The 25,750-nt window shown below is 43.9% G+C and carries 26 protein-coding genes; 2 read left to right on the top strand and 24 right to left on the bottom strand.

Annotated elements, in window-relative coordinates:
* Window positions 1-2 precede the first annotated feature (2 nt).
* The 18 genes from VZT47_RS00250 to VZT47_RS00165 form a co-directional block, all read right to left on the bottom strand.
* Window positions 3-1,097, bottom strand: a complete 1,095-nt coding sequence (locus VZT47_RS00250; RefSeq protein ID WP_330222976.1) for an efflux RND transporter periplasmic adaptor subunit — start codon at window positions 1,095-1,097, stop codon at window positions 3-5.
* A 177-nt stretch (window positions 1,098-1,274) separates the two neighbouring features.
* A complete protein-coding gene (glyA, locus tag VZT47_RS00245) occupies window positions 1,275-2,513 on the bottom strand; it encodes a serine hydroxymethyltransferase (RefSeq protein WP_330222975.1) in 1,239 nt (412 codons plus the stop codon).
* Between the two features lie 228 nt (window positions 2,514-2,741).
* Entirely contained in the window at window positions 2,742-3,296 is a 555-nt protein-coding gene (locus tag VZT47_RS00240) for a TIGR01440 family protein (protein ID WP_330222974.1), read from the bottom strand.
* Window positions 3,289-3,741, bottom strand: coding sequence for a ribose 5-phosphate isomerase B (rpiB, locus tag VZT47_RS00235; RefSeq protein ID WP_330222973.1), 453 nt, complete (start codon window positions 3,739-3,741; stop codon window positions 3,289-3,291). Before rpiB ends, VZT47_RS00240 begins: the two co-directional genes overlap by 8 nt.
* A gap of 100 nt (window positions 3,742-3,841) precedes the next feature.
* Complete coding sequence (locus VZT47_RS00230; protein ID WP_330222972.1) at window positions 3,842-4,882, bottom strand: L-threonylcarbamoyladenylate synthase; 1,041 nt, start codon at window positions 4,880-4,882, stop codon at window positions 3,842-3,844.
* Entirely contained in the window at window positions 4,879-5,754 is an 876-nt protein-coding gene (gene prmC, locus VZT47_RS00225) for a peptide chain release factor N(5)-glutamine methyltransferase (protein WP_330222971.1), read from the bottom strand. Before prmC ends, VZT47_RS00230 begins: the two co-directional genes overlap by 4 nt.
* The gene (gene prfA, locus VZT47_RS00220; RefSeq protein ID WP_330222970.1) at window positions 5,744-6,826 is read right to left on the bottom strand and encodes a peptide chain release factor 1; all 1,083 of its coding nucleotides are present in this window, start codon (window positions 6,824-6,826) and stop codon (window positions 5,744-5,746) included. Before prfA ends, prmC begins: the two co-directional genes overlap by 11 nt.
* A 112-nt stretch (window positions 6,827-6,938) precedes the next feature.
* The gene (locus VZT47_RS00215; RefSeq protein ID WP_008858969.1) at window positions 6,939-7,190 is read right to left on the bottom strand and encodes a type B 50S ribosomal protein L31; all 252 of its coding nucleotides are present in this window, start codon (window positions 7,188-7,190) and stop codon (window positions 6,939-6,941) included.
* 121 nt (window positions 7,191-7,311) lie between these two features.
* On the bottom strand, window positions 7,312-7,635 hold the full coding sequence (locus tag VZT47_RS00210; protein ID WP_330222969.1) for a thioredoxin family protein: 324 nt from the start codon (window positions 7,633-7,635) through the stop codon (window positions 7,312-7,314).
* A gap of 12 nt (window positions 7,636-7,647) precedes the next feature.
* The gene (locus VZT47_RS00205; RefSeq protein WP_330222968.1) at window positions 7,648-9,060 is read right to left on the bottom strand and encodes an Rne/Rng family ribonuclease; all 1,413 of its coding nucleotides are present in this window, start codon (window positions 9,058-9,060) and stop codon (window positions 7,648-7,650) included.
* Entirely contained in the window at window positions 9,060-9,782 is a 723-nt protein-coding gene (locus tag VZT47_RS00200; protein ID WP_330222967.1) for a TIGR03936 family radical SAM-associated protein, read from the bottom strand. Before VZT47_RS00200 ends, VZT47_RS00205 begins: the two co-directional genes overlap by 1 nt.
* Window positions 9,763-11,658, bottom strand: a complete 1,896-nt coding sequence (locus VZT47_RS00195; RefSeq protein ID WP_330222966.1) for a TIGR03960 family B12-binding radical SAM protein — start codon at window positions 11,656-11,658, stop codon at window positions 9,763-9,765. The genes VZT47_RS00200 and VZT47_RS00195 overlap by 20 nt, the downstream gene beginning before the upstream one ends.
* A gap of 8 nt (window positions 11,659-11,666) precedes the next feature.
* Window positions 11,667-12,785: a rod shape-determining protein RodA gene (gene rodA, locus VZT47_RS00190; RefSeq protein WP_330222965.1), complete on the bottom strand. Its 1,119-nt coding sequence runs from the start codon at window positions 12,783-12,785 to the stop codon at window positions 11,667-11,669.
* A gap of 5 nt (window positions 12,786-12,790) precedes the next feature.
* Window positions 12,791-13,642 (bottom strand): AAA family ATPase, encoded by an 852-nt coding sequence (locus VZT47_RS00185; protein WP_330223153.1) that lies wholly within the window; start codon window positions 13,640-13,642, stop codon window positions 12,791-12,793.
* Entirely contained in the window at window positions 13,642-15,510 is a 1,869-nt protein-coding gene (gene mrdA, locus VZT47_RS00180; protein ID WP_330223152.1) for a penicillin-binding protein 2, read from the bottom strand. Before mrdA ends, VZT47_RS00185 begins: the two co-directional genes overlap by 1 nt.
* Window positions 15,507-15,998, bottom strand: a complete 492-nt coding sequence (gene mreD, locus VZT47_RS00175) for a rod shape-determining protein MreD (protein WP_330222964.1) — start codon at window positions 15,996-15,998, stop codon at window positions 15,507-15,509. The genes mrdA and mreD overlap by 4 nt, the downstream gene beginning before the upstream one ends.
* On the bottom strand, window positions 15,998-16,909 hold the full coding sequence (gene mreC / locus VZT47_RS00170; RefSeq protein ID WP_330222963.1) for a rod shape-determining protein MreC: 912 nt from the start codon (window positions 16,907-16,909) through the stop codon (window positions 15,998-16,000). Before mreC ends, mreD begins: the two co-directional genes overlap by 1 nt.
* Before the next feature lie 2 nt (window positions 16,910-16,911).
* Window positions 16,912-17,940: a rod shape-determining protein gene (locus VZT47_RS00165; protein ID WP_330222962.1), complete on the bottom strand. Its 1,029-nt coding sequence runs from the start codon at window positions 17,938-17,940 to the stop codon at window positions 16,912-16,914.
* Between the two features lie 419 nt (window positions 17,941-18,359).
* Between VZT47_RS00165 and VZT47_RS00160 the strand changes: the two genes are divergently transcribed.
* The gene (locus VZT47_RS00160; RefSeq protein ID WP_330222961.1) at window positions 18,360-19,349 is read left to right on the top strand and encodes a sirohydrochlorin cobaltochelatase; all 990 of its coding nucleotides are present in this window, start codon (window positions 18,360-18,362) and stop codon (window positions 19,347-19,349) included.
* A gap of 120 nt (window positions 19,350-19,469) precedes the next feature.
* Window positions 19,470-20,396: an ABC transporter substrate-binding protein gene (locus tag VZT47_RS00155; RefSeq protein ID WP_330222960.1), complete on the top strand. Its 927-nt coding sequence runs from the start codon at window positions 19,470-19,472 to the stop codon at window positions 20,394-20,396.
* 110 nt (window positions 20,397-20,506) lie between these two features.
* Here VZT47_RS00155 and VZT47_RS00150 read toward each other — a convergent pair whose 3' ends face one another.
* From VZT47_RS00150 to VZT47_RS00125, 6 genes are all read right to left on the bottom strand, one after another.
* Window positions 20,507-21,304 (bottom strand): ABC transporter ATP-binding protein, encoded by a 798-nt coding sequence (locus VZT47_RS00150; protein ID WP_330222959.1) that lies wholly within the window; start codon window positions 21,302-21,304, stop codon window positions 20,507-20,509.
* The gene (locus VZT47_RS00145; protein WP_330222958.1) at window positions 21,304-22,308 is read right to left on the bottom strand and encodes a FecCD family ABC transporter permease; all 1,005 of its coding nucleotides are present in this window, start codon (window positions 22,306-22,308) and stop codon (window positions 21,304-21,306) included. Before VZT47_RS00145 ends, VZT47_RS00150 begins: the two co-directional genes overlap by 1 nt.
* A gap of 237 nt (window positions 22,309-22,545) precedes the next feature.
* Complete coding sequence (locus VZT47_RS00140) at window positions 22,546-23,205, bottom strand: precorrin-8X methylmutase (RefSeq protein ID WP_330222957.1); 660 nt, start codon at window positions 23,203-23,205, stop codon at window positions 22,546-22,548.
* Entirely contained in the window at window positions 23,174-23,992 is an 819-nt protein-coding gene (cobK, locus tag VZT47_RS00135) for a precorrin-6A reductase (RefSeq protein ID WP_330222956.1), read from the bottom strand. Before cobK ends, VZT47_RS00140 begins: the two co-directional genes overlap by 32 nt.
* On the bottom strand, window positions 23,989-24,678 hold the full coding sequence (gene cobJ, locus VZT47_RS00130) for a precorrin-3B C(17)-methyltransferase (RefSeq protein ID WP_330222955.1): 690 nt from the start codon (window positions 24,676-24,678) through the stop codon (window positions 23,989-23,991). Before cobJ ends, cobK begins: the two co-directional genes overlap by 4 nt.
* Window positions 24,675-25,727 (bottom strand): cobalt-precorrin 5A hydrolase, encoded by a 1,053-nt coding sequence (locus VZT47_RS00125; RefSeq protein ID WP_330222954.1) that lies wholly within the window; start codon window positions 25,725-25,727, stop codon window positions 24,675-24,677. The genes cobJ and VZT47_RS00125 overlap by 4 nt, the downstream gene beginning before the upstream one ends.
* Window positions 25,728-25,750: the final 23 nt, after the last annotated feature.

Genomic DNA, 25,750 nt, shown 5'->3' with positions numbered 1-25,750 from the left:
CATCAGAACCTCGGACCCGGCCGATTTCTCTTATTGGTGGGAGTGGACTTTTCCTGTGAAACTGTGCCGCTTACAACAATTTCGTCCCCTTCCTTCAGACCACCAAGAATTTCTATTTCCTTATCGGTGGAAATTCCGGTAGTCACATAAGATTTACTCAAATTCCCATGATTATTGACATAGACATAGGATCCTTCTGTGTCACTGCGAATCGCAGTAACCGGTACCACCAGGGTATTGCCGCTTTCTCTGCCATGAATCGTAGCCCTGGCAGTCATGGAAGGATAAAGCCCATCCAGTTCATCCTTATTGATTTCCACATAAACCGTGTAATAAACGACGGAGCTGGAAGAGGAACTGGAGGAAGAGCTGGAAGAATACTGCTTTTTGGAAATATCCGTTACTACACCATGGAAAGTTTTATTTGGATAGGCGTCAACAGTAAACTCTACTCCCTGCCCGTTTTTCACTTCGCCGATATCAGTCTCATCCACAAGAAGTTCAATCCTCATGGCAGTTAAATCCGCAACGCGGACAATAACCATCTGACTGGAAAGGCCCTGGGATACGGTCTCCCCTTCTTTCATAGGTTCACCAATGACCGTTCCATCCATTGGAGAAGTAATAATGGTATCATTAACATCAGCCTGGGCCTTATCGTAAGCGGCCTGGGCATTTTTGAAATCAAGGCGGGCATTATCCATTTCCTGATAAGAAATAGCGCCCTGCTCATAAAGCCTGTTTAACCTGTTATAATAGGATTCCTTGTTTTCAAGAGTATTCTGGGTCTGTTTCATTGTAGATGTGAGGGCTTTGGATTCAATCATTGCCAATACCTGGCCCTTTTTTACAGTTTCATTCTGTTTCACATATACTTTTTCCAGTGTACCGGAAGCAGTTGCTGAAAGTTCAACACTGTTATCGGGCTCAATAGTTCCCGTAGCATCTACAGTAAGCATAATATTATCCCTGCCCACTGAACCCAAAGTATAATTCTGCTTCTGTACCTTGTTTTTCTGACTGTACCAGTACCATCCTCCAGCACAGGCCAATATGATAACAATGATGAGGATAATCCATATTTTCTTATTCCTCATAATATCCTCCTTATAAAATAAATCATATAATATAATTTTTTTGATTCTGTTGTTTTATTATATCATGACGATGAAAAAAAGGACGATACGTAAACAATCAGAAATTGGCAGCTTTTATTTCATGCAATCAAACCATTCAAAAAGGTCCTCCCGCAGGAGGACCTTTTATGTTGCAAATTATAAATCTTTATAAAGTGGATATTTAGCACAAAGAGCATGAACTCTTTCAGCACAGGCAGCCTTAACTGCTGCATCTTCCGGTGCTTTCAGGACAGTGGCAATGATATCGGCAATTTCTTTAAAGTCTTCTTCTTTAAGGCCTCGGGTTGTAAGAGCCGGGGAACCCAGTCTGATGCCGCTGGTTACAAATGGGCTAAGGGTTTCAAACGGAATGGTATTTCTATTAGCAGTAATACCGATTTCATCCAGTACATTCTGTGCAACTTTACCGGTAATGCCGATGGATTTCATATCAGCCAGGAGTACATGGGTATCGGTACCGCCGGAAACAACACGAATTCCATCCTTCTGCAGTTCATCGGAAAGAACTTTTTCATTTTTCTTGATCTGCTTTGCATATTCTTTGAAATCATCACTCAGGTCTTCACCGAAAGCAACTGCCTTTGCTGCGATAACATGCATCAGCGGACCGCCCTGCATACCTGGGAATACCGCTTTATCAATAGCTTTCGCATATTTTTCTTTGCACATGATAATGCCGCCACGGGGTCCGCGAAGGGTCTTATGAGTTGTGGTAGTTACAATATCAGCCCACGGCACAGGACTCGGATACTCGCCGCCAGCTACCAGTCCGGCAAAATGGGCCATATCGACCATGAAAAGAGCTCCTACTTCATGAGCAATAACCGCAATCTTTTCAAAGTCGATGATTCTGGAATAAGCGCTGGTACCACCGATAATCAGTTTTGGATGAACTTCTTTTGCCGTTTTTTCCATGGCATCATAATCAAGGAGTTCATCTTCTTTCCTTACGCCATAAGGAATAACCTTGAAATAATTTCCGGAAATGTTTACAGGACTTCCGTGAGACAGATGACCCCCATCAGTCAGATTCATGCCCATCATGACATCGCCCGGTTTTAAAAGGCCATAATAAACAGCAAAGTTGGCCTGGGAGCCGGAATGGGGCTGTACATTGACATGATCAGCGCCAAAAAGTTCCTTTGCCCGGTCAATGGCAAGCTGTTCCACTTTATCTACATATTCGCAGCCGCCATAATATCTCTTTCCCGGATACCCTTCTGCATATTTATTTGTCAGGACACTTCCCTGTGCTTCCATAACTGCATAGCTGACAATATTTTCTGAAGCAATCATTTCCAGTTTATTTCTCTGGCGGTTCAATTCTTCCTGGATTGCCTCATACACAGCCTTGTCATCTTTCAAATGATTCATAAATCTGGCTCCCTTCCCATTACAACAGCAATACAACATTAATGATTCATATGCCCTTTGATACCATGTGATTATTGGCTATTTGCTCCAAATAATCTTCTTTATTATTTTAACACGAATCCACAGGCAATACATCTCCCCTGAATGACAAATAAAAATGGAGTCAGCCAAAAGGATAATTCCTTCCGACTGACTCCACTCTGAGTCAAATATTTAGCTGAAAGAAAATTAAATCCGGTCTTCCCGCTTATAGCGGGCTCTTTCCCCGCCAATCAGAGGAGGCCTGGTACGAGCGCCCGTAACAATGGCCTCTCCGATTCTGCTATTCTTAAGATGAACCGGTACAGCCACCCGTCTAAGATGCATGCCAATCATAGTAAGACCTATGTCAAGCCCGCCATCGGCCTTTATTTCCTCTACCACCACAGGATCCTTAAAATGATAATAGGCATTCGTGGCAAAAGCGCCGCCGCCATGGAGCCACGGAACAACAGTCACTACCCCATATCCCCGTTTTTCCGCATCCGACCTTTCCATAACAAGAGCCCGGTTCAAATGTTCACAACATTGAAAAGCCAACTCAAGATGTTTCTCTTCCGCAAGCTTCATCAAAGTCGTAACCACGGCAGTTCCCACTTCATAGGAACTGTCTTTACCTATATGACCACCACGGATCTCACTGGATGAGCCGCCAATAACGATCAGGCTTCCTTCTCGGAATTCGGATGCTTCACAAAGTTCATTAAAGGCGCAGGCTGTTTCCTTTTGTAAATTTTCATACATGGCACTCAGCCTTCTCTATTTCGGCAATCTTTCCAATTCTTCTAGCATGACGACCGCCTTCAAAAGGAGTCTTCAGGAATTCATCAAGGATGAATTCTGCCAGTCCCGGTCCAACTACGCGTGCACCCATAGTCATGACGTTTGCATCATTATGAGCTCTCGTAAAATGGGCCGAGAAAGTATCGCTGCACAAAGCAGCACGGATTCCCTTCATTTTATTGGCAGCAATACACATCCCGATACCGGTTCCACAAATCAGTACGGCATAAGTCACCTTTCCGTCCTGTACGAGCCTGCAAGCCTTTTGAGCGAAATCCGGATAGTCACAAGACGCCTCGGAATCAGTCCCGCAATCGATATACTCAACATTTTCTTCACTCAAATGCTTTTTTAAAGATTCCTTTAAAGCAAAACCGCCATGATCACTGGCAATCGCAATTTTCATAAAAGTCACCTCTCCGATAAAAGCATGAATCAACTAAAAACAGTATACATCAGAATACGAAAGTGTGTAAAGGTCAAAATGTACTTCCGAGTATGCCCCTTTAATCTTTTTTCACCACGACAATATGATAGCCGGAAGCTTTCGTCATCCTGTTCATAATGGCAAGCCCCAGCCCCTTATAGTCGGTGCCTTCTCCAATGATCTGGTCTACCGGATGTTCATTAAAGTAAAGAAGTCCGTTAAAAAGATTATGGGCCAGGCTCTCCTTATCATCACGGCTGCCCCAAATGAAAAGAGGACTGCCATCAGGAAGTTTTTCCGCTGTTTCCCTGCTTACAAGAAATCCATACTTCTTATCAGAAAGAGTCGTATATGTTAAAATTTTGCGAACCACTTTTTCCTGATTGCCGGTATATACAGTCAAAGGTGCTGCAGGTGCATAATGGCGATACTTCATTCCCGGAGCCTTCGGATGACTTCCCGCTTCCAGAATCGCCTGATCCACCACTGTTGGGGCAAAAGAAGAAAGCATTTCAAGTGTGATTCCGCCAGGCCGGTAAATAACTATCTGATTATTTTCTATCCCAATAATCGTTGATTCTAATCCAATCCGGCAGGGGCCGTCATCAACAATAGCCTGAATTTTTCCATTCATATCATGAAATACGGCTTCTGCAGTGGTGGGACTTGGCCTTCCGGAAATATTTGCACTGGGTCCTGCCAGAGGTACGCCGGCAGCCTTGATTAAAGCCCGGGTTGCCTTGTTTTCAGGGCATCTTATGGCTACTGTGGAGAGACCGCCGGAAGTTTCTGAAGGAATAATATCTTCCTTTGGAAATACGATTGTCAATGGACCGGGCCAGAAAGCATCCATTAATTTTTGTTCAAGCGGACTTATTTCTTTTACATAATGGATCACTTCTTCCGAAGAAGATACATGAACAATCAGGGGATTATCCGATGGACGTCCCTTGGCAGCGTAAATTTTTCGGGAAGCGTCCGAATCCAGGGCATTACCGCCAAGACCGTAAACGGTCTCAGTCGGGAATGCGACAAGTCCCCCATCTCTCAGGATTTTTCCAAGTTCGAAAACTTTCTTCACATAATAGGATTCATCCGTTTTGATAATTTCCGTAATCATGATTCAAGCTTCTTTCTGCAATACAAGGCCCGATCGATGCCGCCATAATCCTTAATCACCTCAAACGATACAAAATGGCCTGAAGATTTCAGCAGTTCCAGCACTGTTTCAGCCTGATGGATACCAAATTCTGCAGCCAGAAATCCTCCAGGTTTCAAAAATGAAGCGGAATCCTTCGCCAGCCTTCTATAGAAATCCAAACCGTCAAACCCGCCGTCCAGGGCCAGATGAGGTTCATGTAAAACTTCAGAATCAAGGTCTTTGATATCCGATGACGGAATATATGGCGGATTGGTAAGAATACCGTCAAAAAGCTCATCTTTCCCTAATGCAGAAAGAAAATCTCCCTGTCTCCATTCTATCCGGTCATCCAGTTTTAGATTTTTGCTGTTTTCTCTGGCTACTTCAAGAGCCTTTTCAGAAATATCGATTCCCACGCCTCTATCTTCTCTGCAGAAATAAAGAAAGCTTAAAAGAATCGCGCCACTTCCGGTACCAAGATCCGCAACTGTCAATCCCGGTTCATTTCGATGATACTGAATTACTTTCTCCAGCCAGGTTTCCGTATCAGGCCGCGGAATCAGAACGTGTTCATTGACTTTGAGCGTTACTCCCATGAATTCCTTTTCGCCGATAATTGCAGCAGTAGAAAAACCACTGATTCTTTTCTTTATATATTCCCGATACTGCGCCAGTTCTGAAGGATTCACAATCAGGTCGAAATCAGTATATAAATAAATTCTGGATTTATGAAGAACATGGGACAGAAGCAGCTCGGCATCCAGTCTGGGGGATTCTATACCATGTTTTTTAAAAAATTGTGTCGTCCAGTTTATCAGCTTCTTTATGGTCCAAATGGTATTAGCGGCCATTGGCTTCTCCTTCTTTCATTCGTCTGGCAAGATCGTCTTCCATCAGCCTGTCAAGAATTGCGTCCATATTTCCATTCATAAAATCATCCAGCTGATAAATACTCATATTGATGCGATGATCGGTCACTCTTCCCTGGGGATAATTATATGTACGGATCCGTTCAGAACGGTCTCCGGAGCCGACCTGGTTTTTCCTGTCCGCCGCCTCTTTGCTCTTTGATTCTCTCAAGGCTTTATCATACAATCTGGATTTCAATATCTGCAGAGCCTTTTCCTTATTCTGCCTCTGACTTCTTTCATTCTGGCAGGTCACTACGATTCCTGTAGGAAGATGGGTAATACGAATGGCAGAGGACGTTTTGTTGATATGCTGACCACCGGCACCGGAAGAACGGTAAACGTCAATCCTCAAATCTTCTCTTTTTACATCGATGTCCACATCAGCCGCCTCAGGAAGGACTGCCACAGTAACGGCAGAGGTATGGACTCTGCCCTGGCTTTCGGTCTCAGGTATACGCTGTACGCGATGTACGCCGCTTTCAAATTTTAATATAGAATAGGCATTTTCTCCATCAATGGTACAGATGACTTCTTTGAAACCACCCAGATCTGTCTCATTGGCATCTGCAATTTCCAGTTTCCAGCCTTTTCTTTCAGCAAATTTGATATACATTTTCAGAAGGTCCGCAGCAAAAAGGGCCGCTTCTTCCCCACCGGTACCTGCACGGATTTCAAGAATGACGTTCTTTCCATCATTTGGATCCCTGGGAATCAGCATCTTATGAATTTCAAAATCAAGTTCTTCCTTTCGTTTTTCATTTTCCTTTAATTCTTCTTTTGCCAGTTCATGTAGATCTTCCTGATCTTTATCATTCAGGATTTCCAAAGCATCCTCTGCGCCTTTTATCGCATCTTTATATTCCCTGTATTTGGCGACAATTTCTCCCAATTCCGCATGTTCTTTGGAAAGGGCGCGCCATTTATTCTGATCAGCAATAACAGAAGGATCACTCAACTGATCTTCCAGCGTTATATATCGGGCTTCCATTCCATCAAGCTTACTCTTCTGCATATAATAACACTCCTCATAATGATTCAAAATTAATCACAGGACTACCTTTAGTAGTATATCATGGAAAGGTATAACAGGGGGCACTAAAAAAACAGGGCTTGCGCCCTGCTTCTCAGTCGGATGTTTTGCCGTAACGTTTGTTGAACTTTTCGATACGGCCGCGAGCCTTCCCGAAACGCTGCTGTCCTGTATAGAATGGATGGGATTTGCTGCTGATATCAATATTGATCAGCGGATATTCATTACCATCTTCCCATTTCACAGTCTGATTGGAAGTAGCTGTAGAACGGGTCAGGAAAGAGTAGTCAGCACCGATATCGCGGAAAACGACTGGATGATAATCCGGATGGATACCCTTTTTCACTTGTTGCACCTCACTTCAAATACATAGAGAATTCTTTGCTATTATAACAAACCTGTTTGTGTATTGCAAGAATTAAAAATATATTTTTAAAATAAATTTTCAATTCCTTCAGCTCATCGGATCAATGCAAAAATCTGTCGATATCTTCGAAGAATTTTTCTTCCTGCCGGAACCCTATAATTCGCCCCAGTTCACTGTCTCCATCAAAAAGGATAAACGTGGGGACGCCCTGCAAATTAAAGAGGGATTCGGTTTCTTCGAGTTCATCAACGTCTATCCGACAAAGACGGATTTTACCGCCAAATTTTTCTTCCACGCCGGAGAAAGCATGCTCCATAAGCTGACAGGGTCTGCACCATCCTGCTGCCAGTTCAAGCAGGATCAATCCTTTCTTTTCCAGAAATTCCTCATCCATATCCGATTGTGAGTGAATATTCCTGATCATTTTATCTCCTGCTCACTTCATTAAAATAGAATAGATTTCTCTGCCGATCATGGAATCTCCTTCCAGAGACACAGCATGGCCTGCAATTTTGAAAAGCCGATTCCGAAGATCAGCGGATTTTAGAAAATCTGCCACCTCTTTATTGCATCGGATTTCTATTTCATCCTTGAACGGTCCTGCTTTTCTCCTGCTTTCCAAGTCCTCCATGATCCGTTCCGCAGCAGCCTTGACAGAAAGCACTTTCCCGTTTCCGTGGCAATAAGGACAGATATCAAAATAATATTCCCATAACCGGTGGGATGTCCTTTTTCTGGTCATTTCCACAAGACCCAGAGACGTCATTCCGCAAACCACGGTTTTAACTCTGTCTTTGCCAGCCTCTCTCTGCAAAATACGAAGCAGTTCTTCCTTTTCTTCCGTTTTTTTCATATCAATAAAATCAATAATGATGATTCCGCCAATGCCGCGCAATCGAATCTGCCTGACAATTTCATGTGCTGCTGATTTATTGATCAAAAAAGCAAGTTCATCATGGGGAATATTTTTATTTCTGAAAGATCCGGAATTGACATCAATAACAGTCAACGCTTCTGTGTAGTCTATAACCAGTGATCCTCCTGATTCAAGCAGCACAGAGCGCAGGAAAAGTGCCTCCATCTGCTCTTTGACATGAAATTTTGAGAAAAGAACATCTTTATTGTCATAGAGTTTTATCTTTTCTGCATATGCCGGCAATTCATCCTGCGCCATAGTATGCAGCCGTTCCCAAGTCTTCTGGTCATCCACAATCAGGGAATCCACATCATCAGAGAGATAATCACGGACGCTTTTAACCGCCAGATCCCCGTCCCGATACAGCAGGCATGGCCCCTTTTCAAGCTTAAATCGTCTCGTTACGATTTCAGCCATATGCCTGAGAGACATCAAATCGTTCTTAAAGACTTCTCCGGATATACTTTCAGCAGCCGTGCGGACTATAAGCCCAAAGCCGGAAGGACATATCTCCGCGGCATATCTTTTCAGGCGGCTGCGTATCGATTCATCCCTGATTTTTTTGGAAATACCAATATATTCGGACCCCCACAAAGCCACCGCATACCTACCTGCAAAACTGACCTTTTCAGTCACCAGTGGCCCCTTTGTTTCTGTACTGTCTTTCTCGACCTGTACAAGTATGGAGGATCCTTCCGTGTGAGGCTGCTTCAGTACAATATCCTTCGTACGCAGAAATGCATTACGGCCGATGCCGATATCCACAAACATTCCGTTTAACGGAGGCACTACATTTTTGATAACGCCTTTATAAACCCTGCCGACTATATCTTCATCATCTGAAGATTCTACGATCAGATCGTCCAATACCCCATTATCAAGAAAAGCCAATGTAGAGATTTCAGCGCGTACGCTTAGCAGAAGCTGTTTCATTACTTTCCTTTCAATAATCCATCAAATACGCCAGGATCCTCAAGAGTCAGCCTTTTCCCCCTGACCCTGCGATAGGTACCGGTACGGGAGCAGATGAATTCCCCCGGAATCCAGGGCATATCGAAGGACTCTGCCAGCATCTTCCATATATCCTTCGGCTGTACAGTACCGGTCATACTCCGCACCAGGGAAAAAGTCAGATGAGCCCGCCTATTATGGAACGAACATTTCATAGGTTCAAGAATCATAGGCTTTACATCCATTTCACGAATTTTCTTTGGGGTTACCCTCTTATAAAGAAATGAAGGAAGATTATTAAATAACTCAAGAGATTTCAAAGCCTTTTCGGCCACCTGTTCATCAAATCCTTCACATACAGGGCCTTCCATTTCATAGGCATCTTCATTAAACACGGCCACAAATTTAGGCCAGTTATCCTGTGCCTCAACAATACTGTGAATCTGAATACCCTTTGGCAGCTGCAACGATAAATTTTTCTTTACCTTTTCTACCGCCATATCTCCCTCAAGACCCATAGCGAGATACAGGGGGTCCGCAGTCACTCCTACTCCCAAAGCTGAATCCAGGAAAAGCTTCATATGTGGATTAAAACCTTCCGAAAATGCCACAGGAATACCAGCCCGCAGAACGGCCCGCTCAAGAGTCCTCAAATAATCAAGGTGCCCCAGAAAGCGAAGCTCCTCACCTTTCGTGATAGACAAAAACAGCCTTCTCATGTATGTTCTCCTCTTTATGATCTACCAGTTTCACAGACAGATCCGGACAAACGGCACATCCGTTACAGGGCAGATGACGACAGTCTCCTGTCAGGATCCCTCTCTGTGCCATACGCCATTCTTTTCTGAGATAATCTTTTGTTACACCGCAATCGATATGGTCCCAGGGCTCCGCTTCATATTCATCTCTTTTACGAGCAGCATATTCATCAGGATCGATTCCGCAATCTTTAAAGCCTTCCATCCATGCATCGTAATTGAAAAACTCTGTCCAGCTGTCATACTTGCAGCCTTTTTCCCAGGCCTTCAAAATGACTTTACTCAACTTCCTGTCTCCACGGGCAAGAGCAGCTTCCAGATAACCTGTTTCAGCATCATGGTAAGCCAATTTAATATGTTTATTATTAAAGAGACTCTTCAGGTACTGCTGTTTTCTTTCTATTTCCTCCACACTGCACTGCGGCATCCACTGAAACGGGGTAAAAGGTTTCGGCACAAAACTGGCCACACTGACCGTGATACGGCAATCATAACGACCACGAATCTCATGATAGAGATCATGAATTCGATAAGCAAGATCAGCAATCCCCTTTAAATCTTCATCGGTTTCAGTTGGAAGCCCCATCATGAAATAAAGCTTCACCCTGCTCCAGCCATTACGGAAAGCATTGCTGCAGGCCCCCATAATATCATCTTCGGTGACACCTTTATTAATAACATTACGAAGACGCTGTGTACCTGCTTCCGGTGCCAGTGTAAGTCCGCTTTTCCTGACCTGCTGGATTTTCTTCGCTATATCTATAGAAAAAGAATCTACCCTTAGTGATGGCAGACTTACTGAAACACGCCTGTTTTTAAAAGTTTCAAGCAGATGATCCACAAGCTCCGGAAGGCATGAATAATCAGCCGAAGACAAGGACATCAATGAAATCTCATTATAGCCGGTATTTCGGATTAAAGTATCAGCAATTTCCTGCAGTTTCTTTTCACTCTTTTCCCGAACCGGCCTGTAAATCATGCCAGCCTGACAAAAACGGCATCCACGGCTGCATCCGCGGAACATCTCAAGAACAGCTCTGTCATGAACGATTTCAATATGGGGAAGAATCGGCTTATCATCTATATGGACATTTTCAAAGTCCTTAACAACTCTCTTTTTGACAGGGAACTGAATACCATCGTCCAAAGGCTGCACAGCACGGAAAATACCATTTTCATAATAGGAAACTTTATACAGGCCTGGAACATAGCAGCCCGGGATAGACGCAATTTCTCTGATAACAGATTTTCGGCCTCCCGGTTTCCCATTTTTCTTCCAGCTTTTAACAATATCAGCCATCTCACTGATGGCCTCTTCTGATTCCCCTATAAAGAACACATCAAAGAAATCAGCCACCGGTTCCGAATTATACACACATGGACCACCGGAGATGACAAGGGGATCTTCCTCTGTTCTGTCTCTGGATAGCTTAGGAATACCGGCAAGATCAAGCATATTCAAAATATTTGTATAGCACATCTCAAAAGGCATGGTAAATCCAAGGACATCAAAGTCTTTTACCGGACACTTCGACTCCAGTGTGTAGAGGGGAATCTGCTTTTCCCTCATCAATTTTTCCATATCCACCCAGGGAGCATAAACCCGTTCAGCCAAAGTATCTTCTCTGGCATTAAGGACGCTGTAAATAATTTTCAATCCCAAATGACTCATGGCCACTTCATAAACGTCCGGAAAAGCTAAAGCCACCTTCACATCGATCCGGTCATGATCTTTTACTACGCTGTTCCATTCACCGCCAATATATCTTGCCGGCTTCTGGATATGCATAAGCCACACAGGGTCAATTTTTACTGGATTCATAATTACTCCTAATCAAACATCAATTTTTTTCGCCGCAGGTAAATGTTCATTAATAATCCTGCGCATAAAAGATTCATTAAAAGGGCACTGCCGCCGTAGCTCATGAAAGGAAGGGGAATACCCGTTACCGGCATAATGCCAAGAGTCATTCCAACATTAATAAAAATTTGGAAAAGCCACATTGAAAAAATACCGCAGGCAAGAAGACTTCCAAAAGTGTCCCCCGAAGAACGAGAAATCATTAGAGCCCTGTAAAGCAGAAGGAAATACAGAAAAAGCACAAATACAGCTCCTATAAACCCAAGTTCTTCACCAATAACGGAAAAAATAAAATCCGTGTGATTTTCAGGGAGAAAATTGAGCTGACTCTGAGTTCCTTCAAATAGTCCCTGCCCCAGAAATCCCCCACTGCCAATCGATATTTTTGACTGGATAACATGATATCCGGAACCATATGGATCCACACTGGGATTAAAGAGAACAAGAATACGCATCTTCTGATAACTGTGAAGAACAAAAAACCAGATCAGTGGAAACACTACAACCAGGGCTATCAGGGCATGACGTACCAGTTTCATATTGAGTCCACAAATATAAAGCATACCGAATGTTATAGATGCAAAAACAAGACTTGTTCCAAGATCCGGCTGAATAAAAATCAATAATGTGGGAGCGAACATCAAGGCCGCCACCGGAATCAAGCTCTTCCAGGTACGGTAACCACCTTTATCACGACCTCTCGAAAGGAGTCTGGCCAGGCATATGATCATGATCAATTTCGCAAATTCAGATGGCTGCAGTGTAAATGGGCCAATTTGAATCCACCTTTGAGCGCCAAGGGCACTGGCCCCCGCAAATTTAACAACGAGAAGCATGACAAGATTAATCACAAATAGGGCCGGAATAAATTTTAAGAGCTTTCTGTAATCAAAATAAATAGAAGCCCCCGCTATAACCAGACCGCCTGCCAGAAATATTCCCTGCTTCATGAGAAAATCATATTGGCCCGTATGACCGATATTAGCATGGGTGGCGCTGGAAATAATCATAAGAGATATGATTCCCAGTCCTAAAACTGTCAGGAGCAGCGTACTGTCTATACGACGCCAGTAACGAATCAGATTCATGGATGTCATCTCCTCCGACGTCTATAAACTTTACTGCCGGAATTCCAGGTGAGTCCGTAATGTGATTTACGAAGGGGAAGCCCATTCAAAATTTTTTCATTTTCCTTATCTCCCTGACATACCAGACTCTTCCAGCGGGTTACAGGAAACTCTTTGTCCTCAAGAATGCTTCGTAATATATATGCCAGGGCCTTCGAGAAAGCGCAATCATTGTCAAGTTCTGTCATATGTCCAAAATGAGACAGTTGATTAACTGCTTCCGAATAAGGAAGCACACCTCCAAATAAATCAGGATCCACTGTTTCCAGCATATCATCAAAACCAATCTGCCTGTCATTCACATAAGAGAACTGATTCAGGACAAAATGGGCAGAAATTTGAGGTTTCACCATGGTTCTCAGCCGATCTGCATTTCTGCGGGAAGCCCAGGAAGGGGCAATCACAAGAACAACATGATCAGAGAGAGAAAACGCAGTTTCTATTCCTTTCCCCAGCCCGGCAGGACAATCAATCAGAATAAAATCATAGGAATTCTGTATATCCTCAAGGACTGTATCAAAAGCAGAAGGAAATACCGTGTCCCAGGAATCGTTCTGAGAAGCAGGCAAGAAGTCAAGATTTTTCGAAACCGGTATAATCGCTTCTTCCAGAAAACATTTTCCCTGTGCAGCATCATAGATATTATAAAGACATTCATTTTCAACACCCAGCCCCAGATCCATATTTCTGAGCCCCATATCTCCGTCGATCATGATAACTTTTTTCCCCTGGCGAGATAGCAGAATGCCAAAGGATGTTGTTATGAGAGTCTTCCCAACGCCGCCTTTTCCAGAGGCAATAGAAAATATTGCAGCCATCATTCCTTCCCCCCATTTTTACTCGTCTTCGTATCCTGATTTTTGGCAGGCGCAAAGTCACCCAAATGGAAATAGGCATTCATAATCTGCTTAACTACCGGTGCAGCTGACTCGGAACCGAAGCCGCTATGTTCAAACATACAAAGAACAACGATTTCCGGTTTGTCAAAAGGCGCATAGGCCACAAACCATCCATTATCCAGGCCATTCGTTTCAGCCGTACCAGACTTCCCCGCAATCGGAACAGGATAATCTGAAAATAGAAGACCTCCGGTCCCATCCTTGGTCATAACCATACGGAGAGCTTTATGAATATCGTCCAGTGTTGTTTTAGAAACCGGCAGCGTCCCTGTCTGTTCCGGAGAATAAATTTTAAGAGGAGTACCATCCAGCTTATCGATACGGTTAACCAGATATGGTCTGTAGCGAAATCCCCCATTTGCTATAGAAGCATAGACCATGGCCATCTGGATTGGAGTAGTCAGGTTAAAACTCTGGCCAATAGCGGCATCCATCGTTTCCCCAAGATACCAGTCCTGATGAAATACTTTCAGTTTGTACTGTTCACTTGCCACATTACCATCCGCTTCACCGGACAAATCAATACCAGTTGCTCTTCCAAGACCAAATTCCTCTGCCATTGCAGAAATACGATCTATGCCCAGTCTGCGGCCCATTTCATAAAAGTAAACGTTATCTGATTTCTGGATTGCATCATAAAAATTAATCCATCCGAAAGCTTCTCCTTCCGAATTTCTTTTATCAACAAGCCAGTGTTTACCACTATCAAAAATCCTTTCAGTTGGCGTGGTCACCTTCGATTCCAGCGCAGCTGCACCTGTAATAACTTTAAAAAGAGAGCCGGGCGGATACATGGCGGAAATCGTACGATTCTGCATAGGATGATTTTTATTTTCAATAATCTGCTTCCAATCGGCTGAAGAAATGCCTTTACTGAATTTATTTGGATCGTAGCTGGGCCAGCTGACCATAGCCAGAATAGCACCCGTATTGGGATCAATTGCGACTGCAGAAGCCCCGGTAGTAAAAACACCGGCAGCAGCCAGATTCCTTGCCTGCCTGTCAATAGCATCTTCTGCTACCTGCTGAAGATGCGCATCCAAAGTCAGGCGTATATTATTGCCGGATACGGCAGCTTCACCATCCACATAACGGACCGGCTGCCCGGAAGCATTGACTTCAATCGTTCTGGTGCCATTCTTTCCTTCAAGGAACTGATTATACTGCCTTTCCAGACCGGAGCGCCCTATGAGGGTGGCCGTTTTATAAGGATTTCCTTCTGCATCCCTGTCATCAGGCCCTGCCTCACCAACATAACCCAGGATCTGCGCTCCTGCAGCTCCCATAGGATAAACTCTTAGCGGATTTACCTCAATTTCTATTCCAGGGAACTCGTCCTTTTTTTCTTCAATTAGCGTAGCTACATCAATACCCACATCATTTGCGAGATAAATAGCCCCAAAAGCCAGCTTGTTATCTTCGATTTTTTTCTTCAAATCATCTTTTGATTTATTAAGCATGGACGACAAACGAGTCAGTTCTTCCTCGTCAAGGCTGTTCTTTTTTCTGTCCACAGGCATAATAATACTATAGGCAGGCCTGGACCCGGCCAGAATGACTCCATTTCTGTCATACATGACTCCCCTTGATGCCAACTGTGGAAGATGCCTGATCCTGTTACCATCTGCCTCATTTCTATAATAACTGCCTTCGATGATCTGCATCCAGAACAAGCGGATGCCAAGCACAAGAAGGAGAATAATTGCCGCATAAATCATCCTGACATATCTGGATTCCTCTTTATCTTTGACCAGACTGCCAAGAATGGAAGGAACGTGGCGTTTCACCAAAGATTCTCCTCCTCCTTCTTAATAACACGCATCAAATTATGAAAAATCAAAGCACAGCAGCCATTCATGAACGCTGTTACAGGGATAGTATACAGGCAGGAATAAAATGAAAAAGAATGAATACCGGACAATCTGATAAGTAGTCCGGAAATTATAAAATAAACAATCGTCGTAATCACAACTACCGCTATAGAAACATACCAATGCCGATTGTATCTTTTTCTGCCAAAGTCAAGCAAAAGCAGGGCAATCACCAGATAGGGAAGAAGATGAAGCCCAAACATATTGCCAATCACGATGTCCTGCAGGAATCCTTCCGCAAAAGCAAGAATCAAAGAACTCCTCCGGTCAAGCATGATTGCCGACAAGGTAACAATAACAAGACATAAATCCGGCTGAAATACACCATTGAATAAAAAAGGCATCAAAGAAGATTGAAGCAGATAAATGGAGAAAATCAGTATCACCAAATTATAGCCAGCCATTATTTGTCACCTGCCTGCTGCTTGTTCGGATTCATGGGCGGTTCGATTTTGGGTGGCTTAACAATGATGCTTTCAGGCCTTACTTTCTGGATATGGTCTGTAATGACAAATACCTCCTCCAAGTGGGAAAAATCTGCCGCAGGTTTGATTTCTGCCGACTGGGTCCCGTCAGATCCTTCGTTATCAACTTTTTCTACTGTACCAATAACGACCCCTTTGGGATAAACACCGCCATAACCGGAAGTGACTATGGTATCTCCTTTGATAACATCTGCTTCTTTAGGAAGAGAGATAAAGGCCATATACCCGGGATTGCCACTGTTTCCTGTCACCATGGAAACGACGCGAGATGCCGGTCTCTGTACAATTCCCCCTACAGTAGTACGGGGATCCAGAAGGAGCTGTACCCTGGATGAATTCATATATACCTCACTGACAAATCCAACAAGGCCCCCCGGTACAATAACGGGCATGTATTTCTGCAATCCGCTGTCGGTGCCACGGTCTATAAGGATTGTATGAGTCCATCCGCCATAATCCATTCCAATCACAGAAGCTCCGGAAAGATGATAACTTGTATATCCACGCTTGAAATTAAGAAGATCCCGAAGCCGTATATTTTCTGCCAGTATCTCACTGTACTTATTCTGTTCTGTTTTAAGGCTCTCATTCTCCTTACGAAGCCGATCCAGTTCATTCCAGTTGGAAAAAACATTTTTAAGTATATCAATGCTGTTTTCACCAGCCCACGCAGCGCGACTAACACCATACTCAAAAGGAGCCGCAGCCGTGGTCAGGGGTTGCGAAACAAAAGGAATATACTCCCGATGTCTCCAAAACCAGCCGCAGACAGCCATAAATGCAAACAGCAATATGACGCTTATGATTTTTTTCTTATCAAAGATTATCAAGGTTATGTTCCCCCGTAATATTTTTCACCATTTTCTATCAGCATGGAATGTTCATGTTCCAGAAGGCATGCATCATAGCAGCCTTTTGCAATGATACTTTCCGGTTCAGGTAGAACCTTAACCGGAATCCCCAATTCATAAGAAAGCCATTCGGAGATTCCGTCAATCCGGGCACTTCCTCCAGACAAAAGCAGTCCCTGTTTCAATAAATCATCAGCCATTTCCGGGGTAGCACCATGCAGCAGCTGCTTAATAAGGTGAACCACAGGTTTCATAAGATGCTGCATAACAGAAGCCATTTCAGTCACTGAGATTTCAACGACCACCTCCACACCATCAGTCAGCCTGCGCCCACGAACTGTAAATACATGATTCTCCGTCTTTCGCACGAGAGATAAAACTTCGCATTTCAGTTTTTCCGCCTGATCCAGACCGATAAACATATTATATTTATTCTGGATATGCTGGCAGATTCCCAGATCTATGCTATGTCCGCCAAAAGAAGCTCCAATCTGGCTGACAATCCCGCCGCAGCTATAAATCCCGGCATCCGAAACATCCCTTCCCAGCACCAGGGAAACAGAAACAGATGGAATTTCAAGATTCATGCCTGATCCGATCGCAGCGGCAGCCGGGGATGGAATCAGATAAACAGATTGAGCTCCTGCATGAACTAGTGCATCCACAAGGGCATGCCTCGTTACAGAACTGATTTCTGAAGGGATTGCCGCCATAACTACAGGACGGCTGACAGAACGATGCAAAGCCTTGCTGACAAAAAAACGAAGCATTGCTTTCGTCATATCATAATCGGAAATAACGCCATTCCGGACAGGAAACTTCAGGTAATAATTTTCCGGAGCACTATGAAAACGAATCAATGCGTCGGTGCCAAATCCAAGAACCGTACCGGAAATACTATCTACCGCTGCCACAGAAGATTCAGATAAAATAATTTTATCCTTCTGGTATATACGCACCTGAGACGAACCCATATCCAGGCCAAGATAATTTGATATTCCGGAAAACATAATACATACCACCTTTTTAAAGTTTTCATATCATTATACCATGATAATGATATCGAATACAGTTAAATAAACAAGATTTCAAGTGTGCAGCAGCCGGCCGGGAAAAGTGCATATTTCTCTCCAAATATCGAAGCATGAGTGTCAGGTTAAAATATTTCCGTAGATAAAAATATAAAATCAAGGGCTTCCATATTTCAAATAAATTATTAATTTATAGAGCCAATAGATTAATTTAAATGCGAAAAAAGTTAGTATTTCTTAAAAATTTAATTGACTTTCAGATAATGTTGTACTAGAATCAAGTTATGCAAAGTACAGACAAGATGAACCCGAGTTCAGGAAACTGATTTAAAAAGGCTATCATCCGTCGACTGTACAAAAACCTGAGTTTCAGGAAATTTTCAAAGGAGTGATTTTGCATGAAAAAAAGTCTTAAAAGTGTTTTAACCGCATCTATGGCTGCTCTCTGCGTACTGGGAATGGGCATGACTGCCAGCGCTTATGAACTGAACCCGGAAGTTAAGGATGTAACCCCGGCTCTCCGCGAAGCTTCCACCGTAGGCGTATGGACTGCTGAAAACCCGGCCATGAAGAATGCGCCAGATAAAGATGCTATCCTGGTAATGACCTTTGGTACTACCTTTACAGACACTCGTAATAAGACAATTGATGCTGTAGAAGCAGCTATCCAGAAAGCTCATCCTGATGTTCCGGTATTTGAAGCATATACCTCCCACATCATTATTGACCGTGTAAAAGCTAACGAAGGCATCACAAAGATGACCCCGGAAGAAGCTTTCAAAAAACTGCAGGATGAAGGCTACACTCGTGTAGCAGTTGTATCCCTCGATGTCATTCCGGGCATGGAATACAGCTACGACTCTGTAGTAACCAAGATGCAGGTGCCGCATTTCAAGAAGATTTCCCTTGCTACCCCACTGATGTATTTCCAGGGCACCGAAGGTGAACCGGATCAGGTTGTTGATTTCCTGAAAGCTCTGTCCTCCCAGTTCCCGAAGATGGGCAAACATGATGCTACCCTGATTATGGCTCATGGCACTCCGCATCCGGGCAATGCTTATTACTCCGTAATTCAGGACCGTATCCAGGAACTCGGCATGGAAGGCGTATTTGTTTACTCCGTTGAAGGCCGTCCGAATCTGGAAGACGTTATCCCGAAGCTGAAAGCTGGCGGCTACAAGAATGTAACCCTTATGCCGATCATGATGGTTGCAGGCGACCATGCTAACAACGATATGGCTGGTGATGAACCGGATTCCCATAAGAGCATCCTGACCAAGGAAGGCTTCAACGTAAAGACCTACATCCATGGCCTTGGCGAAAACGCTAACATCCGCGGTCTCTATGTTGATCGTGCAACCGAAGCTCTTGATGCACTCCAGAAATAATTTATGATATGATATGTAAGAGATGATTTATCTCTTCATTAAGAAAGATTTCCCCTCCGTCATCTCGGCGAAGGGGTTTCTTTCATACATACATTAATTTATGAAATAAAGGAGCAAATCATGAAAAAATTATTAGCTCTTCTTGCAGCCGGCGCTTTGTGCTTTTCCCTTTCCGCCTGCGGTTCAACCCAAAATGCCGGCAGCGGTAATGGCCTGACCTATACTTATAAAGATCAGAAAGTAGAATTAAAAGCTGCCCCTAAACGTATTGTCACCCTCTCCGCCCCACTGCTGAATATGGCTTATGCCATAGGCGGTACTTCAGTTGCCAGACCTGAAACAACAAGCCCAATTCCAGAAGAAGCCAAATCTCTTCCAACCCTTGGCCATGTGCAGAATATCAATATGGAAACGCTTGTCGGGATGAAGCCTGATTTTGTCCTTGGTGAGAAGAATCAGAACTCCAAACTGGAATCCCTCCTGAAAAGCAACCATGTTCCCTATGTACTTATTCAGTACGAAGGGATTGAAGATAATGTTCCTCTTTTGAAATTTATGGGACAGATTTACAACAAGCAGGAAAAAGCCGATAACGTAATCAAAACATACGAAAATCGTATTAAAGAAATTGAAGATAAAGCTGCAAAACAGAAACCTGCCAAAGTCGCCGTACTCCGGGCTACCGATAAAGCCGTAACAGCTGAAACTCCTCATTCCATTTGTGCTTCCATGGTTGAAATGCTCAAAATGGACAATGTCATTACAAAACACAAAGATATGAGACTTGACAGCAAAACGGTTCCCTATTCTCTCGAACAGATTACCGCAGATGATCCGGATATCATCTACATCGTAACCATGGGCAAAAAGAATGAAATCAACAAGATGCTTGATAAATCCATGCGCAGCAATCCTGCCTGGGCACACCTCAAGGCCGTTCAGAATAATAAAGTCTACTTCCTTGAACAGGAACTTTTCCTTATGAACCCAGGGGTAAAAACCCCAGATGCCATGGAAAAACTTTATTCTCTGGCCTATGAAAAGTAATCAATAACTTTATTCTTTACAATAAAAAAAGCTATGAAACCAAGTGCATTTGATTTCATAGCTTTTTATTTTACTGTAATTTAATGATCGAATCAAAATACAACAAAACATCAATCCGTCGAGTTATCGAGGAGACCATTAATGGCAATGCTCGGGCGTCCGCGACGCATCTCTATGTCTGCATCTACATTGAACACTTCCGCAATAGCTTCATGCGTCATAACTTCCATCGGAGGACCATGGCGCTGGATGATCCCGTTTTCTACCACAAGTACGTCAGTAGAATAACGGATTGCCTGGTTGATTTCATGAAGAACCATGACTACCGTCAGATTTTCATCTTTATTCAGCTTTGATACAAGTTCCATAACCTCAAGCTGATGACAGATATCCAGGTAAGTCGTAGGTTCGTCAAGGATCAGGATTTTCGGCTCCTGAGCAAGAGCCATTGCAATCCATACTCTCTGTCTTTCGCCACCGGACAGGCTGGCAGCCAAACGATCCTTCAGATGACTTGTATTTGTTTTTTCCATGACCTCAGCTACCACCTGCCGGTCCCTGGTTGACACGCCGGTCCACCAGTGCTGGTAAGGATATCGCCCGCAGGAAACAAGTTCCTCTGAAGTCATATCCTTTGGAACGTCATGGAACTGTGGAAGGAACGCAACCACTCTCGATAACTCATTTGTAGAATATGCAGACAAAGGCTTTCCTGCAATTTCCACAGAGCCTTTCTGCGGCTTCAGGTTCCCCGTGACAGCTTTAAGAAGTGTAGATTTGCCACAGCCATTCCGACCAAGGAAAGTACAAATGCTTCCCTTCTTAATGACCCCACTCGCGCCTCTTAAAACGTGATGATTTCCAAAAGACACATGAATATCTGAAATATTAATCGCTATATCATCCATTATGCACTCCTCCTTAACAGGAACAGGAAGAACGGGGCTCCCAGAAATGCCATAATGATGCCCGCAGGTATCTCAATAGGAGAGAACAATACTCGTCCAAGAGTATCACAAAATACAAGGACACCTGCTCCAAGAATGGCTGATCCCGGCACTACATATTTATAATCAGTACCGATAATAAGTCTTACGATATGTGGAACGACAAGTCCAACGAAACCAATGAGTCCTGCAATACTTACGGCACCGGCAGCAAGAAGGGCCGCTACAGCAGTCATGGAAAAACGGACTTTTTCTACCGGAACGCCAAGACCCCGGGCCGTTTCATCGCCTAAACTTAAAATGGTCAAAGCTTTGCAGCCAGCAAGAGCAAGGATAAGTCCAAGTACGGTATAAGGGAAAAGCGCCTCAACCTGTGGCCAGCTTCTTGCGGAAAGACCGCCTACCATCCAAAGCAGAGCCCCCTGTACTTTATCAGAATAAAATACAAGAAGCGCGGAAATACCACTACCCAGGAATGCGCTGACAGCAACGCCGGCCAAAATAATTCGACTTGGACGTATACCATTCTTCCAGGCCAGAGCATATACTGCCGCAGCTGAAAGCATGGCACCCACAAAAGCTACCGGAGTCAAAAGCAGAGATGCTTCGGGCATGAAAATCAGCATCATGACACCGGCAAGACCGGCACCGCTTGATACGCCTACAATCCCCGGATCTGCCAGCGGGTTTTTCATCACTGCCTGCAGAATAGCCCCGGATACAGCCAGATTGGCACCCACAAGAGCACCAACAATATTTCTTGGGAACCGGATATTCCAAATGACCATTTCATCGGTAGATTCCACATTTCCCGCGAGTGTGTGAATAATTGTTGAAAATGAAATATCAGCTGAGCCAAACAACAAACTGTAAACCATGGCGAAAACAGTGAATACCGCAAAGATAAAGATAATAAAAACCTTTAGACCTCTGCTTTTCCCTGTCTCCTTTTGCTTCTCATTCATCAGCATCACTCCTTAAAAGCAACATATGATGTAATTTAAATTAAAAAAAGCTTATTTATCCTTTGACTCATTTGCATTTCTTTAATTAAACAGCATCAATACTATCAGCTTTAATTAATTATATCATTTCCCAATATTAATACAATAAGAAATGAAAATAAATTACAAAAACGCCCATCACAAAATAATTATGAAGGGCGTTGAAAGCTAAAATAAATGTTATTTCAAAATAATAAATTATTTCTTTCCCTGTACGTACAGCATATTGTCTCTTTTCACAAGGTTATACATCAGAGCGTTAACACAGGATGCAACAATGGAACTCCCACCTTTTGTTCCACGAACAGTAATAAACGGACAGGGCGCTCTTCTGACGAGCTGTTCCTTAGAATCGGCAGCACCTACAAAACCAACCGGTATGCCGATAATCAGTGCCGGCTTAATTCCATCCTCTTCCACCAGACGAATAGCTTCATACAAGGCGGTAGGAGCATTTCCGACAGCAATAATGGAGCCGTTCAGATCGGTTCCAAAGGAATTCATGGCTGCCATGGACCGGGCAATATTTTTTTCTTTAGCGATACGAGCAATTTCCGGATCAGCAACGCGGCAGAATACATCGCCGCCAAGAGCTGCCAGTGCTCTTTTGTTAATACCGGCCTTGACCATATTCACATCACAATAAATGTTGCAGCCCCCGGCCAGAGCTTTAATACCGGCCTCTACTGCTCCTTTGCTGGTCTGGATCAGATGTCCATAATCCACATCTCCGGATGCATGAATCATTCTGGAATATACGGTCACTTCTTCCGGAGTAAGGTCTATATCACTGATAAAAGGATCGATGAGATCCATGCTCTTTTCTTCAATTGCTCTTGGGTTCTTTATGAAATCCATAATGTTCCTCCATATAGTTCAAAACGGCTTCGACCGTATCAAAAATCGGAACTCCTGTAATTTTTGCTTTTGGCTTATCAATAACAATGACTGAAATTCCGGCATCCATGGCAGCTTTGAGTTTCGTATCACTACCGCCAACCAGGCCGCCATTCTTTGTTACCATGACGTCTGCGTGATAATCATGAATCATGGCAAGATTCATTTCATAGGAAAACGGTCCCTGGAGGGCCAGAATATTTTTTGCCTTCATACCGAGGTCTTCGCACATCTTGATAACACTGGATAAAGGAAGAACCCGTGCCCAGATCGTCTTACCCTGCAGTGCCTTTGCGTGAACAAAAGTGGAAAGGGTTTTTGAACCTGTGGTCAAAAGGATGCTTTCACCCAGTATACCTGCCAGATCGGCCGCTTCAAATTCATCTTTTGCGTGATAAAGTTTATCATAATCAGGCAGCGGATATTCTGCCCTTTCATAGCGGACATAATCTATACCTGTTTCTTCACATGCTGCCGATGCCGTTTCCGAAACAATTGCCGCATAAGGATGACTGGCGTCAAGGATCAGGGAAATTCCTTTTTCCCTGATGACCTGGATCATATCTTCTTTTTTAAAACGACCCACTTCAATATCCAGCCCCTCATGCTGAGCCAGGACTTTTCCGTACTGACTGACAACGGTCATAAGTATTTCCCTTCGCTCAGCTTCCGGTTTGCTCATTTCCCGATCTGCCAGTTCCGCTCCTATTTCTCTCCCGTCCTGAGTGCCAGAAATAATCCAGATCAAACCCTGTACCCCCTTGGCGTAATCATCTTTCCATCAGCCACATAGGTATTACTGTTTCCAATAATTACAGTAGACTGCATATCCACCTGTGCCTCCGGAAGTTTCTCAAGGGTAGTAATGGTCCAGTTCATACCGGGACGGCCCGCCTTTCTGACGATTCCTACCGGGGTTTCAGGCTTCCGGAATTGGAGGACGATGTCCCTGATCTGGTCAAGATATGTCGCACGGCCGCGGCTCTTTGGATTGTAAATGGCAATAACGAAATCCCCTTCTGCCGCCAGGCGGGCTCTCTTCTTAATCAGATCCCAGGGAGTCATAAGATCAGAAAGACTGATGACTGCATAATCATGCATAAGTGCAGCCCCCAAAGCGGCCGCAGAAGTATTGGCGGCAGTCAGCCCCGGAATGATTTCACATGCCGGTCTGTTTTCTTCCGGCACTTTCTGAAGAAGTTCCAGGACCAGGCCCGCCATCCCATAAACACCGGGATCTCCGGAAGAAATAACAGCCACTTTATGCCCTTCCACAGCAAGGTCGACTGCCTTCTGACAGCGGTCGACTTCCTGCCGCATGCCATTACCTACAACTTCTTTCCCCTGAATCATATCGCGAACCAGGGCAATATAGGTATTATATCCAACAATAATATCAGAATCCTTCATGGCTTCAACTGCCTTAAAAGTCATTTCTTCCTTATGTCCGGGTCCAATTCCGATGACCCGGATAATCCCCTTGCTATCGCCACAGTTGCACTGGCAAATTTTGTCTTCGGCAGAACCGTTTTCCCTTTCTTCGATTCCATTAGCGCTGCAGATTGACATACGTTACCTACTCCTATCGTTTTTTCAACAAATTTAGAAATATCAAGATTATAATCTTCCGTTATTTTTCTAAGTTCCTCAGCCTTATAAAAATGAATGGGAAGATTTTTATGAAAAGCAAAATCAAGAAGACCTTTTTCATCAGCTTTCAGATCTACACTCGCAAGAGATGCCACCTGATATCCATAAACGCCGCATTGCGCGAGAGCCTGTTCATAAGCGTCCTGAATCAATTTTTCCGGTGTCCCCCGTTTGCAGCCGATTCCAACAAACAGATTTTTAGGTCTTAAATAAACACAAGGTTTATCATGCCGATACGTATTATCGGATATGATAACGGATCCATCAAATTTCCTGTTTCCAATTTCTTTCAGCGGGAACGCTGTGATTCCTTTTTCTTCCAATCGAAAAGAAATCGAATCCGCTCCATCAACGTTTTCATCGATAAACCAGCAGACGCTTTTTCCTTCCGCAATCAGGCTATTTACCGGTTTCAGTGCGGGAAGCGGATATACCCGCATCATCAGCTGCCGTGCAATGTCATCAGGTGCCCGCTTTTCATGGACATCAGTAGCTGTCGTAATAACGGGATCCGCGCCTATAGCAGAAGCGACTTCCCGGGCCCAGGCATTTGCACCGCCCAGATGTCCGGACAAAAGAGAGATACAATGCTTCCCACATTCATCCATAACCAGCACAGCCGGATCACTGGCTTTACTTATCACATGAGGAGCAACAGCCCTCACGGCAATACCTGATGCCATGATAAAAAGCAAACCATCGTAATGTGAAAATATTTCAGATGTCAGTGCCAGAGTACGCTGAAAATATTCAGCCGGTTCCCCACTCTCTGAGCCGATTCTTTCATAAAGGGTTATATCCCCCATCATAGCGGCTTTAATGCGCTTTCCCAAAATGGCCCCTGCCCTGGAAACCG

The sequence above is a fragment of the Dialister sp. genome (assembly GCF_036343215.1).
Classification (GTDB): domain Bacteria; phylum Bacillota; class Negativicutes; order Veillonellales; family Dialisteraceae; genus Dialister.
The sequence above is the reverse complement of the archived record's forward strand: the minus strand, read 5'-3'. Positions and strand labels throughout refer to the sequence as shown.

Excerpts from the sequence above, each read along its gene's own strand:
- VZT47_RS00195 (WP_330222966.1), bottom strand. The coding sequence starts at position 11,658 with ATGAATCCAGTAAAAATTGACCCTGTGTGGCTTATGCATATCCAGAAG.
- prmC (WP_330222971.1), bottom strand. The coding sequence starts at position 5,754 with ATGGCCGCTAATACCATTTGGACCATAAAGAAGCTGATAAACTGGACG.
- VZT47_RS00150 (WP_330222959.1), bottom strand. The coding sequence starts at position 21,304 with ATGGATGATATAGCGATTAATATTTCAGATATTCATGTGTCTTTTGGA.
- VZT47_RS00240 (WP_330222974.1), bottom strand. The coding sequence starts at position 3,296 with ATGTATGAAAATTTACAAAAGGAAACAGCCTGCGCCTTTAATGAACTT.
- VZT47_RS00165 (WP_330222962.1), bottom strand. The coding sequence starts at position 17,940 with ATGTTTTCCGGAATATCAAATTATCTTGGCCTGGATATGGGTTCGTCT.
- glyA (WP_330222975.1), bottom strand. The coding sequence starts at position 2,513 with ATGAATCATTTGAAAGATGACAAGGCTGTGTATGAGGCAATCCAGGAA.
- VZT47_RS00250 (WP_330222976.1), bottom strand. The coding sequence starts at position 1,097 with ATGAGGAATAAGAAAATATGGATTATCCTCATCATTGTTATCATATTG.
- VZT47_RS00210 (WP_330222969.1), bottom strand. The coding sequence starts at position 7,635 with ATGATCAGGAATATTCACTCACAATCGGATATGGATGAGGAATTTCTG.
- rpiB (WP_330222973.1), bottom strand. The coding sequence starts at position 3,741 with ATGAAAATTGCGATTGCCAGTGATCATGGCGGTTTTGCTTTAAAGGAA.
- VZT47_RS00205 (WP_330222968.1), bottom strand. The coding sequence starts at position 9,060 with ATGAAACAGCTTCTGCTAAGCGTACGCGCTGAAATCTCTACATTGGCT.
- rodA (WP_330222965.1), bottom strand. The coding sequence starts at position 12,785 with ATGAATCTGATTCGTTACTGGCGTCGTATAGACAGTACGCTGCTCCTG.
- VZT47_RS00230 (WP_330222972.1), bottom strand. The coding sequence starts at position 4,882 with ATGATTACGGAAATTATCAAAACGGATGAATCCTATTATGTGAAGAAA.
- mreD (WP_330222964.1), bottom strand. The coding sequence starts at position 15,998 with ATGGCTGGCTATAATTTGGTGATACTGATTTTCTCCATTTATCTGCTT.
- prfA (WP_330222970.1), bottom strand. The coding sequence starts at position 6,826 with ATGCAGAAGAGTAAGCTTGATGGAATGGAAGCCCGATATATAACGCTG.
- VZT47_RS00145 (WP_330222958.1), bottom strand. The coding sequence starts at position 22,308 with ATGAATGAGAAGCAAAAGGAGACAGGGAAAAGCAGAGGTCTAAAGGTT.
- cobJ (WP_330222955.1), bottom strand. The coding sequence starts at position 24,678 with ATGACTTTTAAGGCAGTTGAAGCCATGAAGGATTCTGATATTATTGTT.
- VZT47_RS00160 (WP_330222961.1), top strand. The coding sequence starts at position 18,360 with ATGAAAAAAAGTCTTAAAAGTGTTTTAACCGCATCTATGGCTGCTCTC.
- VZT47_RS00155 (WP_330222960.1), top strand. The coding sequence starts at position 19,470 with ATGAAAAAATTATTAGCTCTTCTTGCAGCCGGCGCTTTGTGCTTTTCC.
- VZT47_RS00185 (WP_330223153.1), bottom strand. The coding sequence starts at position 13,642 with ATGGCTGCAATATTTTCTATTGCCTCTGGAAAAGGCGGCGTTGGGAAG.
- VZT47_RS00140 (WP_330222957.1), bottom strand. The coding sequence starts at position 23,205 with ATGGATTTCATAAAGAACCCAAGAGCAATTGAAGAAAAGAGCATGGAT.